We start from the raw sequence: 17,556 nt of genomic DNA on the forward strand, positions 1-17,556 counted from the left end.
TTTTCTATAGTTTATTGACGGCTCCCATAATGTCGCTTAACTCCTCCAATGTTAAATCTTCATCAGTGAAGTCTGTTGCACTTCTTTCATGGGTTTCTTTTTCTGTGCAATGCTTGATGATCGTTTTAAGAAAAAATTGAACATGGTCTGCCAGAGCTTGTACTGTTTCTTTTTTATATTGAAGCCGGTTATAGACAAAGTGCATGACGAGACATTCTGAAGATACGGCGCCGCTGATATCGATGAGATGAGGCCGCTCCCAATCTGGACTGATCTCATGCCCCGCTTTGACCGGGGAAACGCGAAACCCGCTCGATTTGATCTCTTCGTCAAACTGTCCCAAATAGTTAAAGCTGATGTCGGGACACTGGGAATCTGCAGGTTCCCACATGCCGCTGATGTATTTCAGCACCCCGTAGCCAACGCCCTTATACGGAATACGGCGCAGCATGTCTTTTGTCCGTTTGATGTGGTAGCCGAAACGCTCATGATCATCTGTGGACTCTGGAAGGCTTGTATCGAGTAAAACAGGATAAATCGAGGTAAACCAGCCGACCGTCCGGCTGATATCGATATCCTCCAAATGCGCTTCTCTTCCGTGGCCTTCCAAGCTGATTTTGAATCGATCATTGCCGGTCCATTTGTGAAGCGCAAGGCCTAACGCGGCGAGTAATATGTCATTTGTATCTGTCGTATACGGCTTGTTTACGGCCGTTAACAGACGCTCTGTTTCTTGTTTTGTCAGCCGAATGTCTATGGCGTCTGTATCTTGCAGCAGATTCGTAAGGGTTTCGGCATCTTTCGGAAGCGGTTCAACTATCGCTTGTTCCCTTTCAATCCAGTAATCTATTTCCCGTAATAGCTGTTGGCTTGTTGCATAATCAGTCAGCTGCTTGGCATAGTTTTGATAGGAATCTGTCTTTTCCGGAAACACGATTTCTTTTCCCGCCAGCGCCTGTTTGTATCCGGCGGTCAAATCTTCGAAGAGGATACGCCATGATACTCCGTCGATGACAAGGTGATGAATGACAAGCAGCAAATGATCGCCGTCCGATGCGCGAAAAACGCCGGCTGCAACAAGCGGCCCTGTCTGAAGCTGAATCGATTTCTGAATATGTTCCGCCGCCCTTTCAATCATCACATGCTCTTGAGCTAATGATCCTGCTCCTCTTACATCAAGCAGTTCAAACGAAAACAGCTCCTCTTTGGCAAGCTCTTCGGCTCTGTTGTACTGTACTAAAGCTCCGTCTTGATATCCGCATACCATCCGCAATGCGTCATGATGGATCACGATATGGGCGAGCGCTGTTTGCAGAGCTGTTTCATCAAATCGCGTTGTGCTGTACAGCATGACAGATTGATGAAAGTGATCATGTGACAAAGATTGTGAGAAAAACCAGTGCTGCACAGGCGTCAGCGGCACTTCGCCGCTGACGGGAGCTTGATCAATCTCGCGCCGGACTTTCGTTACCCGCTTTGACAACTCGCCAAGCGTCTGATACTGAAACAGCTCGCGAACTGTAGTTTCATAGCCTTGCTGCTTTAGTCTTGCACATACTTGCAGCGCTTTAATAGAATCTCCGCCAAGGTTAAAGAAGTGAGCGTCCACACCGAGCCCCTCCATTCCTAAGAGCTCTTCCCAAATCTCAGCCATCATCTGTTCAATCTCGTTTCTTGGATTTATACCTTCGCCAGCGCTCTCATTCACAGCCGGTTCTGGCAGCGCATTTTCGTCGAGCTTGCCGTTAGCCGTCAGCGGCAGTTCGTCGACCTGTATGATTCGCGCGGGTATCATATATTCTGGAAGGATCGTTCTGAGAGAGGCGCGAATGTCGTTTTCATTCAGGTTTTGCGCCGTTATCGCATACCCATAGATCGATTGCCGTCCGGCTTTGTCATGTCTTGTTATAACTGCTGCTTCCTTGATTAGAGGCAGTTCTTGAAGGGCACTCCTGATTTCCCCCAATTCAATCCGGTATCCCCTGATTTTCACTTGGGCATCTTTTCTGCCGACATACTCCAGCTCGCCGTTAGGCAGTCTTTTGACGATGTCTCCCGTACGATAAAGGCGTTGTCCCCGAACATATGGATTTGTGATGAACCGGGAAGCAGTCAGCTCATCTCTGTTGATATATCCTCTTGCGACTCCGGCTCCTGCGATATACAATTCCCCCGGCACACCGACGGGCTGCAGGTTCATATAGGCGTCCGCGACATAGGCTTGAAGGGTTGCCAGAGGTTTTCCGATATTGCTTTTATTGTGTTTCATGTCGGTTCGAGTCAGCTTTTTATACGTGGCGTGCACCGTTATTTCGGTAATGCCGTACATATTGATGAGATCCGTTTCTGGATATTTCTCATTCCAGTTCATCAGCATCCCGGGCTGCAGGGCTTCTCCGCCGAAGATGACATAGCGGAGCTGTAAGCGGTCCGGATGCCGTAAATCTTCATCGATAAGCCCGTGAAAAGCTGTAGGCGTCTGGTTTAGCACAGTCACGCCTTCTTTTTGTAAAAGCAGCCGGTAGGCATGGGGATCGCGGGCGGTTTCTTTTGGTACAATGACAATTTTTCCGCCGTGTAAGAGAGCGCCGAATATCTCCCACACCGAGAAGTCAAAACAATAGGAGTGGAACAGCGTCCAGACGTCCTGAGATCCGAATGAAAAAGGCAGGTCATCATGTTTGATCAGGCTGACCACATTGCGGTGTTCAATCACTACACCTTTCGGCTTTCCTGTTGTTCCTGATGTATAGATCACATATGCCGGCTGTTCGGCTGATATCGGCTGGTGCCGCCTTTCCGCCGCGCCTTTTTCTGCCTCGTCAATATATAAAACAGGCAGGTCAATGGTTTCGTCCCATTGTTGTCCTGATTGGATAAGTAGCAGTTTGGCCCCGCTGTCATCGAGCATAAAGCGGATCCGCTCAGCTGGGTAATCAGGGTCAATCGGCAAATAAGCGCCTCCCGCTTTTAAAATGCCGAGAATGCCAACCAACATATCTAGTGAACGCTCTGTCATTAAACCAACCACTTGCCCTGAACCGATTCCGTTTTCATTTAGCATTGCCGCTGTCTGTTCAGCCTTTTCATCAAGTTCCCGGTAAGACAGCTGCCGTTCGTTCATCACGGCGGCTATTTGATCCGGAGTGGCTATTGCCTGTTTTTCAAATAGACTCGCGATGTTCTCGTGTCTCGGGTATTCAGCCGTCTGCCCGGCAGCATCTACTAGCATGTCCTGTTCTTTCGCAGTCAGCATTTGCATGTCGGACAGTTTCATGTCATGATTGGCCGACATGCTGCCGATTAGCGCTTTAAAATGATCAGACCAGCGCGCGACCGTTGCCTTTTCAAATAAGGCGGTACTGTACTCGAAATGACAGCTGATCGTACCGTCATCTTGTTCTTCGGCATGCAAAGTCAAATCAAACTTTGACGAGTGATGCGGCAGTTTATGTGATAAAAGCGTCAGTTCCGGTAATTCCATCTTGAAATCATCGCTGTTTTCAAGCACCAGCATAGCGTCAAAAAGCGGGTTGCGGTTCACTTCTCGTGGGGCGTCAAGGTGTTGGACGAGCTCCTCAAACGGATAATATTGGTTATCAACAGCCTCAAGTGTCAGCGTTTTGATCTCTTTCAAATATGTACGGACTGTTTTATTCCCTTCAGGCTTGCTTCGCATCGCCATTGTATTCACAAACATCCCGATCACGCTATCAAGTTCTGCGCGTTCTCGGCCATGTGCGGGCGAACCGATGACAATATCCTCTTGGCCGCTCAGTTTAGAAAGAAAGATTGAGAAGCCAGCCAGCAACACCATATATAACGTTGAACCGGTCTCATCCATTAACTGGCGCAGCTTTGCCCCTGTTTCCCTCTCAATATGCGTGGTCAAAGTGTCTCCGCTAAAATCGGGAAGAAGCGGCCGTTTTTGATCAAGCGGCAAGTCCAGCACCGGCAGCGTTCCCTTCAGCACTTCCAGCCAGTACTGTTTTTGGCTGCCGAATGCCCCGGCTGAAAACTGTTCATTTTGCCATACAGCGAAATCTTTATATTGCAGTGTCAATGGAGGCGGCTCTTTCCCGCTGTAAATGTCCGTGAAATCACGAATAAACGTGCTCATTGACATTCCGTCAGCAATAAGATGATGCATATCAAGCAGGAAGAAATGCCGGTCTTTGTTCAACGCGGCTAAGCAGACTCTGATCAGCGGAGCTCTTTCAAGATCAAACGGCTGAACGAACGATTCCATCACTTCATTAAGCGAGTCCTCGGATTGGATGTGCAGCTCTGTCCATTTCACTTCGGCAGCTGATGCGATTCTTTGCATCGGCTCCCCGTTCTGTAAAACAAACGAAGTGCGCAGTGCCTCATGTCTGTCGATTAATGTTGCAAAAGCTTCTTTTAAACGCTTCCGGCACAGTTTTCCGCGCAGTTCCAAAGCAGCGGGCATGTTGTAGCTTGTATTGTCTTTTGCCAGCTGATGAAGGGCATAAAGCCTTTTTTGCGCGAAAGATAAAGGATACAGATCTTTTTCCGGCGCTGGCTGTATCTCTGGACAGATATCCCTTGTCATCTGCTCTATTGCACCAGCCATGCTTTCAATCGTCGGATATGAAAAGACATCGCGAATGGGCAGCTGAACATGCAGCCGCTGATAGATTTTTGAGACAAGCGCCGCCGCTTTAAGAGACTGTCCGCCCAATTGAAAGAAATCATCTCGTATGCCGATCCGCTCCCGTTTCAACACTTCCTGCCAAATCAAAACAAGCTCTGTTTCAAGCAATGTGCGGGGAGCTTTCGGCGTGACGTCTGCCCTGCCTGAATGTGCCGGCTCTGGAAGACCGGAGCGATCCAGCTTTCCGCTCGTTGTAAGCGGCATGTTGGGCAGTATTGTAAAGCTGTCAGGCATCATATAGGCCGGCAATTTACCGGCAAGGGTTCTATGCAGGTCCAAGCGCCCTGTTTCCTTTTGCAATACAACATAAGCCGCTAGCTCCTGTTCTCCATCGGCTGTGGTGCGTACGATTGCCGCCGCGTCTTTCACCCCGGAGATGCTGCGGAGCGCAGATTCAATTTCTCCTAGTTCTATTCTGAATCCTCTGACTTTCACTTGGTGATCCAAGCGCCCAAGGTATTCGATCGTTCCATCCGGCAAAAAGCGCGCCTTATCCCCTGTCCTGTACAGCCGTTCTCCTACATGAAAGGGGTGGGCGGTAAAGGCTTGATCTGTCAATTCCTTTTGCTGAAAGTACCCTTCAGCCAGGCCTTTTCCTGAGATGCATAATTCACCGACAGCGCCGATCGGCTGAAGGAGGTTCCCGTGCATAATATAGACAGATGTATTATCAACCGGACGGCCGATTGTCAATCGCTCACTTTTCTGAAGATCTCGCAGCACCGTCGTCGACACGCTGTTTTCTGTCGGTCCGTATTCGTTTATCAGTTCGGCGTTGCTGCAAATGTCACGGCTTAAGGTGATTAAATCAGGTGTCACGGCTTCCCCGGCGAATGTCACAGCCCGGAGTGTTTCTGCGTCCTTTTTTGTCAAGGTCTCCAGCAGTACGCGGTATAAGGAAGGAACGATGAGCAGATGGCTGACGCCGTGCCGGGCGATGATTTGTTGAATCGCCAGGGTATCTTTTGCGTCATTTTCATCGGTCAGCAAGACGCAGGCACCTGACAGAAGCGGTGTGAACAGACTTGTTACAGACCCGTCAAACACATATGAAAAGAGATGGAGCGCGATATCACGGTCCGTCATGCTGTATTCTTCCCGTCTCCATTGCAATGTATTGGAAATGCTTTCATGGCTGACGAGCACACCTTTCGGCCGCCCCGTTGTCCCCGATGTATAAATGATGTAAGCCCAATGTCCGCTGCCCGGCTGTATTGAAAGAGAATCTGTCGGTTGAACAGTTGTTTCTTCCATTGTGACAATCATCCCCTTGTAATCCGCAGGAACGAACGGCAGCAGTTCTTGTTCCGTAACCAGCAAAGAGGATTGGCTGTCATGTAAGAGAAATGAAAGCCGCTCAGGCGGATGATCCGGATCAAGCGGCATATACGCGCTGCCTGACTTCCAAATGCCGAGAAGAGCTGCGACTGTTTCTTTTGAGCGGCGCAGCATGACAGCTGCAACTTGATTTGGACGGGCACCTTTTTCCCTTAGCGTACGAGCGATTTGATTGGCTCGTTCATCTAATTGACGGTAGCTCCAGCTTGTTTCATTCAATCTGAGCGCCTCTTGTTCCGGCGTTTTGGCAGCTTGCTCTTCAAACAGCTCATAAACTGTTTGATCCGGGTAAGATCGCTGTTTGCCGTGAAAGGAATGAATCAGTTTTTTTTCATCAAATGGAACGGGATCAATGCTTGTGATCAATCGATCGGGATCTGACAGTACACATTTGATCACTTCGTTTACATGACCTTGAACCCGAAGTATGTCTTTTGTATCATAGACCTCGGCATTGTAGCTGAATTTCATATAGAACGTCTCACCCGGCACAATGACGACGTTCAAGTCGTAATTGGTTTCCTCGGACATGGAAAAATGGTCAAGATCAAGCGCGTTTTTCTCTGATTCCTGCCAGCCGTTTACCGCTTTCTGCATTTGGACGGGATAATTCTCAAATACAAGGATATGATTGATCAGGTCCTTATTTAAGCCGCTTTCGTTTTGAATCTCATAGAGTGGATAATAGCCGTGATCTTCACAAGTCAGGATGTCTTTTTGCACCTGTTTGGCGAGCGAAGAAAATGACATGTCTGCGGAAGAACGAATCCGGACAGGCACCGTGTTAATGAACAGTCCGGCCATTGATTCAATTCCGTCAATGGCGGAAGGCCTCCCTGAAACAACCGCGCCGAATACAGCATCATCAGTCGCGTTGTAGCGGTGCAGAAGCAAGCCCCATATACTTGTAAACAACGTGTTTAACGTTACACCCAATCGCCTTGCTAAATCGGAAAGTTTTTCAGTGGTTTCCGGCTTTAGTGAAAATTGAAGGTGCTTCGGCGTATAAACGCCTTCTGTTGTTTTGCTTTTTGTGCCGGGGACTGAGACAGACTCCCCGTACCCTTCCAGATAATCGGACCAGAAGGCTGCTGTTTTTTCTCTATTCTGACTGCGAAGCCATGTCATATATGTGCTGTAAGGCGCCGGCTTCCCAAGACGGATAGCCCGGCCGTCTCTAAGAGCGTAGTACATGTGGAAAAAATCTTGCAGCACAATACCTAAGCTCCATCCATCCATCATGATGTGGTGGTGGGTCCAGACGCATGTGTGTCGCCTTTCTCCTGTTTGATAAAGTGTCAGTCGCATTAATGGGCCTTTTTGCAGGTCGAATCCTCGAAGCCGATCTGCTCGTTTGCGGCTCTTTATCAACGTTTGCTGCTGTTCAGCCGTCAAGGCGGAAATATCCTCCGTCTGAACCGGTACTTTTCGGTGTGACAGAACGACTTGCTGCGGCCCGTCCAGATCAGGCACCTCTTTTATATAAATCGTTCTGAAAATGTCATACCGGTCAATCAATAGATCCAGACTCTTCTGAAATGAATCCAGACACAAATCACCACTAATGGTGAAGGAAATTTGTTCAACATAGGCGTTTGAATCGGGATGAAGCAGTGAATGAAACAGCATTCCTTCCTGCATATATGACAATGGATAAATATCTTGAATTTCTGTCTCTTGCGCCATGAATGCCACACACCTTTCCGGTGAAATTAAAGATCTTTTACGAGATTGGCAATGCTTGATAATGAAGCGGAAGTCAATTGTTTATTGCTGAAATCGCTCAAAGTTTTTTCGCGTTTTTTCTTAGTGGAACAATGCTCGATCACCTCACAAAGGCGGTCACGGAAGCCATCCATAAATGTTTCAATCGTATGCCGGGAAAAGACGTCGGTATAGACAGCCTGAATATCAAGCTGATGATTGATGACCATGGCATTGATGTCCAAATCAAATTCCCTGGGCCGCTCTTCTGCAATGTTATGGCGCGGCTGATAAGGAGACATCCGCATCATTCCCTCAAGACCGTCGAACTGTCCGAGATAATTAAAGCAGACTTCAGGATCACGATGCTGAAGTCGTTGGGACGATTGCAAGAGCCCGTATCCTGTTCCATGGTTCGGCACGCGTCTCATCATGTCTTTCACAGTTTTTATACGACAAGCGGTTTTTTCGCTTGAATTCCCCGGCGCGCTCATATTCAGAAGAACCGGATAAATCGCGGTGAACCATCCTACGGTTCTGGAAATATCGATGTCTGGAACATGCCCTTCCCTGCCATGCCCCTCAACACTGACAAGGAATTGCTCATGTTTCGTCCAATCGGCAAGCGCCATTCCTAAGGCCGCCAGCATCAGTTCATTCACCTCTGTGCCGTATGCCTGTTTTGTTTGAAACAGCAGCTGGTTTGTCAGTTTCACGCTTAACATGCGAGAGGCGGTGAGCGTCTTTTTTTGCAGCCTTTCCGCATTCCTGTGACCGTCTTTTGGCAATGCGGCCGTTTCAAAAGATATCACATGCTCCCAATATGCCGCTTCCTCAAGCAGTTCGTTACTTGTTGACAATGGATGCAGCCTGTTTGCATATGTTACGTAAGAGTCGCTTTTCTGCGGCAATTTGATTTTTTTGTCTGCTAAAGCTTGCTGATAAGCTGTTTGTAAATCCTCAAGCAAAATTCTCCATGATACACCATCCACAATCAGATGATGAATCGCGATCAGCAGATGATCTGCATCCCGCAATCTGAACAATCCGATGTGAAAAAGGAGTCCTTCGTCCAAACGCATAGCCCGTTGTATTCGTTTTTCTTCCGCTTCTATGCGGTCGGCAATCTGCGTCTCGTCGGCGAGGTCTATGGTCTTAAAGCTAAATCCATCCCCATCCGTTTGACTGATTCCGCGGTTATATTGAAGGACACGTCCGCTATCGTCTTTCTTAAACATCATCCGCAGTGTGTCATGATGCTTGATTAAGGCGGTAACGGCCCGGCGCAGTGCAGTCTCGTTCAATCTTTTTTCACTCGTGAGCATGACTGCTTGATTATAATGATGTTCAAAAGCGCCAGGATAGGCGAAAAACCTTCGCTGGACAGGTGTTAGGCTGGCATTTCCTTCAACAGGTCCCTGATCGGCAATTGATACGGTCGGAGTCAGATGACTTGCCAGTTCTTCAATGGTTGGAAATTGAAATAAATCCCGAATCGTCATATCCCATCCTTCAGCGGCAAGACGAGCCGACACTTGCAGCGCTTTTATGGAGTCTCCTCCAAGCTGAAAGAAAGAGTCGGAAATGCCGGCTTGCCGGACATGGAGCACATCCTCCCAAATCCGGCATAGCAATGCTTGTTTTTCATTTTTCGGGGCATGGTAGGTTTGCGAGCGCTGAACATGTGCAGCAGGCAAGGCATCTTTATTCAGCTTTCCGTTAAATGTAAGCGGCATTTTCTCTAAACCGACAAAATGAGCCGGAATCATGTAAGCCGGAAGCCTTTTCGCCAAGTCTAAACGCAGATCGATGATGTCTGCTTCTTTAGGAACGACGTATGCCGCCAAATAGGTTTTCCCTTCGATATCTTTTTGAATAGCGACTGCCGCTTCTTTGACATGCTCGTTCTTCAAAAGCGCATTTTCTATTTCTTCGAGCTCAATTCTGTAGCCCTTTATTTTGACTTGTTGATCAAGACGCCCATAAAGACGAAGGGTGCCGTCCGGAAGCCAGCAGGCCTGATCTCCGGTTTGATACAGCGGCTGACCTTGCCCTAAAGGATCGCTGAATTTGGCTTTTGTTAATTCAGCTTTTCGCCAATAACCTTTGGCCACGCCTTCTCCCCCAATAAAAAGTTCCCCTGGAACACCGATGGGCTGAACTTGATTGTCCTTATTAAGAACATACATTTGTACATTTGGGAGCGGCATGCCGATCGGTACAAAATCACGATAAGGCTCTTTACTCATCGTGATTTCATAATAGCTTGAATCAATGGTTGCTTCTGTTACACCATAGCTGTTGATGATCCGCATCTCTTTCCCGAACCGTTCATTGAGTGCATAAAAATCCTGGGCACTGACAATATCTGAACCTAGGATCAGCACCTTTAGGCTCGGTAATCGATATTTTCGCCGATAAACATATTCCATAAAGGGAATAATTAGGGCTGGTGTTGATTCCATTAATGTAATCTGCTGTTGATTCATCAGCTTACATAACAGTTCAGGCTCAATTCGGACATCATCCGGGCAAATCACAAGCGTTCCCCCGTTTAAGAATGCCCGGGCCATGTCTCCTGAAAAGACATCAAACGAGAAACTGGCCATTTGCAGCACTCGCGCTGGTGTGCGGTCAAGCTCATAGATGCTTCGCCAAGCAAACGCTGCATGTGTGAAATTGCGATGTCTGACTTCAACTCCTTTTGGCGCTCCTGTTGTTCCTGAAGTATAGATGACATAGGCAGTATCTTTTGGAGTTGCGGTTGAAACAATATTCTCTTCGAGTAGGCCATTATGTTCATGGTCAAGATGGATGCAAGGCATACTGCCATCTGTCAAAAGTGAAGCGGTGTCTATATAATCAGCCTGGGCCAGCAGCGCAGATGCTTCGCTGTCTTTTAATAAAAACCGAATTCTTTCTTCTGGATAATGGGAATCTATCGGGATATACGCTCCTCCCGCTTTCAGCACGGCCAAAACACCTATGATGGCTTCAATCGAACGATTGGCCAAAATCGCAACTCGTTTTCCAGGACCGATTCCGGCTGTTTGAAGCGTCCGCGCCAGTCGATTGGCGCGACCATTCAACCGGTGATAGCTGATCTGTTTCGAGCCCTCAATGACTGCGATTTGCTGAGGATTATTCACTGTTGTTTCTTCAAACAGTTCGTGAAACACTCCTGATCGTTCTGGAAGTTGAAGGTGTTTGTGATTAAATTCAACAAGAATTTGGTGTTGATCTTCATCGTTCAGAAGATTGAAGCGCGCAAGCTCTGTCTCGGGCTGATGGGCGATATGGCGCAAAAGTACAAGCAAATGTTTCATCCAGCGCTCAATGGTTGTTTTCAAGAAAAGATCAGTGCTAAATTCCATGTCGAAATGGATGTTTCCGTTAGATTCGCAAGCGGTCAATGTAAGGTCAAAAATAGATACTTGATGGGCAAATGTTTGAACGCGATTGACTTGAAGACCGGCTAATTGCATATCGTGCTGTTCCGTGTTTTGCAAAATAAACATGGCGTCAAACAGCGGATTGCGGCTCATATCACGGACGACGCCGAGCCGGTCGACAAGCTCTTCAAACGGATAATCCTGATGCTCGAATGCCTCAAGCGCCGTTTGGCGTACCTCCCTTAAGAAATCAGGGAAACGTTTGTTTTCTGCCGGCTGCGATCTGATCGCCAGCGTGTTGACAAACATGCCGATGACAGGTTCTAAGTCTTTGTGCGGCCTTCCTGCGATCGGCGAACCGATGATGATATCCTCCTGTCCGCTGAGACGGGCAAGAAGCGTGCTGTACGCGGCGAGAAGAACCATATACAGGGTGCAGCCGTTGTCACGGGCGATCTTGTAAAGGCCAGCCGTCGTTTCCGCATCAAGCGTGCAGGACACTGTATCACCCGCAAAGCTTCGCACCGCCGGGCGGGCGTTGTCGGCCGGCAGATCCAGAACCGGCAGCTCGCCGTCGAGCTGCTTCAGCCAATAGGCCTCCTGTCTTTTGTACACCCCCCCTTGTTTGAAGGCCTGTTGCCAGACGGCGTAGTCTTTATATTGAATCCGCAGCGGGGCCAGCGTCCGGTTGGCGTACAGCTCGCTGAATTCATGGATCAAGGTGCCGACAGATACCCCGTCGGAAATGATGTGATGCATGTCAACCAACAACAGATGGCTCTCCCCCGCTTCCTTCACAAGAGCGGCGCGGAAAAGCGGCGCTTCTTGAAGGCGGAACGGACGGACAAAGTCTTCAGCCGCCGCCAACTCCATGAGCTGAAACGGGACAACGTCATGGATGCGCTGGACAGGCTCGCCATCTGCCCCGGTTTCAAACGACGTCCTGAGCGATTCGTGGCGGCGGATCAGCTGCCTGAAAACCTCATCAAGCCGGGCGCGGTCGAGCGGACCTGTCAGCTTAAGCGCCGCCGGCATATTGTAGCCGACACCGCCGTCTTCCAGCTGCTGAAGCACATACATCCGCTTTTGCGCTGAGGACACCGGGTAGGTGTCCTGTTTTTCCGCCGGTTCAATCGCCGCATGCGGGCTTTCATCCAATTCCTGAATCACGGCAGCGAGCTCTTCCAGTGTCGGCTTGGCGAAAATCTCCTTCAGCGGCACCTGTACGCCAAACGCTTTGGCGATGCGGGAGACGAGCGCAGTCGCCTTCAGCGAGTGGCCGCCTTGTTCGAAAAAGTGGTCGCGAATGCCGGCAGGGCCGTATTTCAGCACCTCTTCCCAAAGCTTGGCTAGCTTCATTTCCGTGATGGTTCGCGGCGCGGTGTAAGCGCGTCGTTCAGCCGCTCCGGCGGGAGCGGGCAGCGCCTTGCGGTCAAGCTTTCCGCTCGGAGTGACAGGCCACTCTTTCATCTCGATGAAGGAAGAAGGCATCATATAGGCCGGCAGGCGTTTGCCCAGCTCTGTCCTTACGGTCTGTTGATCCTGACCTTCAATATAGGCGCAAAGCTCGGTTTCCTCCCCTTCTGTCCGGGCGATAACCGCCGCTTCCCGCACACCGTCGATCTGTCGAAGCGCCGCTTCGACTTCACCCGGTTCGATCCGGTAGCCGCGGATTTTCACTTGGCCGTCCGTGCGGCCCAGCCATTCAACGGTGCCGTCCGGAAGCCATCTTGCCAGATCGCCTGTTTGATACATGCGTTCGCCTGGAAAAAACGGGTCATCGAGAAACCGTTCTTTCGTCAGTTCCGGACGGTTCAAGTAGCCCCTCGCGACCCCCGCGCCTGCGATATACAGTTCTCCGGCTACTCCGGCTGGCTGGACGGCTTTCTCACTGTCTAAAATATAAAGGCGCGCCCCTGGTACAGGTTTTCCGATCGGAAGCCGCATCCGTTCCTTGTCTTTTTCATGGTCGTACAGATAAAATGCGGCATCCACCGTAGCTTCTGTCGGCCCGTAGCCGTGAATGACCGCAGTCTCCGGCAAAGAGCGGGCAAATCGCGCGGCTGTCTGGGGAGCGAGCGCTTCACCTCCGGCGAATACACGTTTCAAGGTTTTCGCAAGGCTTGTCCTTTTCTCATCTGTTTCCATCTCCACCTGGTCTAAAAAGCTGTTCGCCATCGCCGGGATAAAATGAGCCGTCGTCACCCCTTCATTGACGAATGCTTCTGTCATCAAAGCGGGATCTTTCTCCCAGCCCGGCGGAAGCAAATACATGGAGGCACCGGGTATCATCCACCAAAATAACTGCCAGATCGAAGCATCAAATGAAAACGATGACTTCATCACGATGACATCATCTTCAGTTAATGGGAACTGCCGCTGCATGCCGGACAAAAAGGCGACAGCCTGGCGGTGTTCAACCGCGACCCCCTTCGGTGTCCCGGTTGAACCGGATGTATAGATGACATAGGCGAGTGAGCCGCCATCCGTATGAGCGCAAACCGGTTCTGTCTCCTTTGGTCCCGCTTGAAGCGATAACAGATTGACCTCAAGTGCCTCACCGGAAAAGCCGGAGACGGATAACCCCGGCCCTGTGATGAGGAGCGTGGCGCCGCTGTCAGCGAGCATGTACCTGAGCCGTTCTTCAGGATAGTCCGGATCAAGCGGCACGTAAGCACCGCCGGCTTTCAAAACAGCCAGCACCGCGATCACCATCTCCGGTGAACGATCGGCGAGCACGCCGATGACGCTTTCTTCGGCGACGCCTTTTTTCTTCAGACGGACAGCAAGCTGATTTGTGTACTGATCAAGCTCTCGGTACGTCAAGATACCGCCGGAAAAACGAAGCGCCGGCAGGTGCGGCGAAAGAGCCGCGCGGCGGTTAAAAAAACCATGCAGCGTCGGCGCCAAAGGTTTGACAGAATCTGTTTGGTTAAAAGCAAACAAAATCCGCTCCTTTTCGTTGGACTCTACCATATCGATATTTTTAATCAGCTGATCCGGCTTCTCGAGCGCCTTCTCTACAACGGTTAAAAGATGGGATTGAATCCGTTTAATATCATGTTCAGTAAACAAAGCGGTTTGATAATCAAAATTTAACTGTATGATACCGGTGTCAAGGCGCTCTTTAATCGAAACAGACAGCTGATTTGCAGTGCGCCCGCTGAAATACATGGCCGTTTCATACTCAAAGCCATCCGCTTGTTGCCATTGAAGCGGCTGATACTGTATGGAAGTGATGATTAAATTTTGCAGATCACCATGCTGATGCCTTAATTCGTTCATCAGCAGATTGTAGGGATATCTTTGATGACGCATGACTGACAGCTGTTCTTTCCCGATGCTTGTGACAAAGGAAAGAAAATCACAATCAGGATCAACTTCCATTCTGATTGGCAGTGTGCTCACAAACATACCGAGCATGTCTTTTTCCAGCCTAGAGGTGCGGTTTCCGTAATAGGTTCCAATCACAATATCTTTGCTGGAGGTCAGCCTGCTGATGCATATGTAAAACGAAGCCATAAACAGAGAAAGAATGCTGATTTGGTTCTTTTCGCAAAAGTGTCGGATTGATTCTGCCAAGGGATGTGAAAGAGTCAGGGTTTCTCTTATAGCGGCGGTGCTTTGTTGTTGAGGCAAGGCTTTTTCTGTTAGTGGGAAATGTTCTGGAATGGTGTGGTAGGTGTTTGTCCAAAATAAGCGGTCTTTTTCAAACCTGGAAGATTGCAAGTACTGCTTCTCTTTTTCGATATAGGTGAGGTAGGAAGGTTCATGATGTTGAGGTAAGGGTTCATTCCGAATCATTTTTTGATACATCTCAATCAGCTGATTGCCTAGCAGATTAAGAGAAATACCGTCCATTATGATATGATGGAATTTTGCATAGAGCCAAACTTCTTCGCTCGAAATCGCCAGCAGAGTGAATTGATAAAGCGGTGAATGAAACAGCTTAAACGGAATCGAAGTCTGATCGTCAATCCACTTGTTCCGTTCGGACTTGCCGGCCTTTGTAAAATCAATTGTCTCTATAGAAAGTGGGCGATGTTCAACGAGATAAAGATCAGGCTCTTCCCCTTTCCCTTCTGTCAGCTGAAAATGAAGTGAATCATGCAGGGAAACTGAAAAGTCCAAAGCCCGCCGCAGCACATCAAGGTCGATAGCTCCCCTGAATTTGACACAGGCTGCAAGATTGCAGATACTTGTACCCGGATCTAGCAACTCGGTAAACCATACTCTCCTTTGAGCATGGGTCAAAGTGTAGGTTGTGTTCAATGGAACCCCTCCATTTCAAATATAAGAGAATAAATAAGTAAAATAATTACAGTTTATATGACAATATATGGCTAAATCATACGTATGAGAATCATTGTAATACAAATTCGATAAAATACAACAATGTTTACAATAAATTCAATAATTTTTTAGAAAATGGTTATTTTATCTCATTTGCAGAATCCTTGTCTCTACTGTTGTTTATACCATTTTATTCAAAAAACAGTGATAACGATCCAAAGCACCGTGATCGAAATGGAAAATTGTCATCATTTATTCATAAAAAAAGATATCGTCTCATGTGTTTTTTTGAAAAACCTCATAAAAAAACTGTATCTTGATTGGTAAGATACAGTTTCTTGCCTCATTTTGTCTGATTTGAGCTTCTGGCTACACGACAGCCGTCTGAATACCGAGCCGTTGACAAGTTCGGATGATCCGGAGGGCGATTTCTCCCCGGTTGGCGATAAGCAATTACGCCCCTTTTTATGTTAGTCGCGCTTGAAAGTGAAAATTACAATTGAAAATGCTCAAGCGCCTGCTCCCTTAACTTGAATTTTTGCACTTTTCCTGATGCCGTCATCGGGAACTCTTCTACAAATGCGATATAGCGCGGAATCTTATAGCGGGCGATTTTACCTTTGCAGTATGCTTTTAATTCTTCAGCCGTCATGGATACTCCGCTTTTCAGTTTGATCCAGGCCGATACCTCTTCGCCGAATGTTTCGTCAGGTACTCCGACAATTTGGACGTCGAGAATGTTGGGATGCTTGTATAAAAACTCTTCTATTTCCCGCGGATATATGTTTTCACCGCCTCTGATGATCATGTCTTTTAATCTCCCGGTAATCCGGCAGTAGCCTTCTTCATCCATTACGGCTAAATCACCCGTATGCAAAAATCCTTCCTCATCGATCACCGCTGCCGTGGCCTCAGGGTTTTTGTAATAGCCTTTCATAACATGATAGCCGCGTGTGCACAACTCGCCTTGACCGCCTCTTGCAACCTCCTGGTTCGTGCCCGGTTCAGTTATTTTGACTTCTACATTCGGCAAGGCGCGACCTACGGTTTCGACCCTTCTTTTGAGCGAATCGTTGGCCCTCGTCTGGGTAATGACCGGTGATGCTTCCGTCTGTCCGTATGCAATCGTTATTTCAGACATTCCCATGTTATCGATCACTTTTTTCATGACTTCAATCGGACAGTTTGAACCGGCCATGATACCCGTTCTTAAAGAAGACAGGTCATATGATGCGAAATCTTGATCGTTCAGTTCAGCAATAAACATGGTCGGTACACCATGAAGCGCCGTGCATTTTTCCGTTTCGACGGCGGAAAGCACTTCTTTCGGACTAAATTCTTGTACCGGCACCATCGTCGCGCCGGCCGTGACACAAGCCAGGTTTCCCAGCACACAGCCAAAGCAGTGGAAAAAAGGAACAGGGATGCACATTCTGTCTTTTTTCGATAAATTCATGCATTCTGCAATATTAGCCGCATTGTTTGCCAAATTGGAATGGGTGAGCATCACGCCTTTCGGAAAACCGGTCGTACCTGATGTATATTGCATATTGATGACATCATGCTCTTCGAGTCGTTCCATCCTGCGATCAAGCGCTTTTTCGCTTACCGATCCGGAGAGTTTTAATAGGTCATCCCAAAGATACATGCCTGGATGCCTTTTATCTCCCATCAAAATAATATTTTTTAAGAAAGGCAGCCTTTCAGATGCAAGCTTGCCCGGTTCGGACTCCTTCAATTCAGGAATCAGCTTGTAAAGGATATCAATGTATGAAGTGCCCCGGTATGATTCCATTAAAATGAGGGTTGTGGCATCTGACTGTTTCAGCACATATTCAAGCTCTGATAATTGATAGTTCGTGTTGACTGTGACAAGCACCGCTCCCGTTTTTGCCGACGCAAACTGGGCGGTGAGCCATTCCGGAGTATTGGAAGCCCAAATTGCGACATGTTCACCTTTATCAATACCGAGCGCCATCAGTCCTTTTGCGACTTTTCTGCACAACTGGTCAAACTGCCTGTACGTATAGCGGAGGCCGCGGTCCGGATAGACGACAGCCTCGTGATCAGGTGTGTTTACCGCGGTTTTCTCCAACAACTTTCCAATTGTCAAATGGAGCAGATCTGCCAACGTTGTCCCTCCCTCCTGATGGA

General features: G+C 48.5%; 3 protein-coding genes and 1 pseudogene. All 4 read right to left on the reverse strand.

The features are described 5' to 3' along the window. Positions 1–4: 4 nt before the first annotated feature. The 4 genes and pseudogenes from MKX80_RS10630 to MKX80_RS10645 all read right to left on the reverse strand — a co-directional run bounded on the left by MKX80_RS10630 (position 5) and on the right by MKX80_RS10645 (position 17,533). A complete protein-coding gene (locus tag MKX80_RS10630; RefSeq protein ID WP_339228492.1) occupies positions 5–7,699 on the reverse strand; it encodes an amino acid adenylation domain-containing protein in 7,695 nt (2,564 codons plus the stop codon). A 26-nt stretch (positions 7,700–7,725) separates the two neighbouring features. Then, on the reverse strand, positions 7,726–15,381 hold the full coding sequence (locus MKX80_RS10635; protein ID WP_268324035.1) for a non-ribosomal peptide synthetase: 7,656 nt from the start codon (positions 15,379–15,381) through the stop codon (positions 7,726–7,728). 393 nt (positions 15,382–15,774) lie between these two features. After that, positions 15,775–15,855, reverse strand: a pseudogene (locus MKX80_RS10640) (biotin carboxylase N-terminal domain-containing protein); the annotation flags it as partial. 40 nt (positions 15,856–15,895) lie between these two features. Next, positions 15,896–17,533, reverse strand: coding sequence for an AMP-binding protein (locus MKX80_RS10645; RefSeq protein ID WP_268342957.1), 1,638 nt, complete (start codon positions 17,531–17,533; stop codon positions 15,896–15,898). Between the last annotated feature and the right edge of the window lie 23 nt (positions 17,534–17,556).

This window comes from Bacillus sp. FSL K6-0972, assembly GCF_037976035.1.
GTDB lineage: Bacteria > Bacillota > Bacilli > Bacillales > Bacillaceae > Bacillus > Bacillus haynesii.

Coding starts and splice junctions, on each gene's coding strand:
- MKX80_RS10630 (WP_339228492.1), bottom strand. CDS start 7,699: ATGGCGCAAGAGACAGAAATTCAAGATATTTATCCATTGTCATATATG.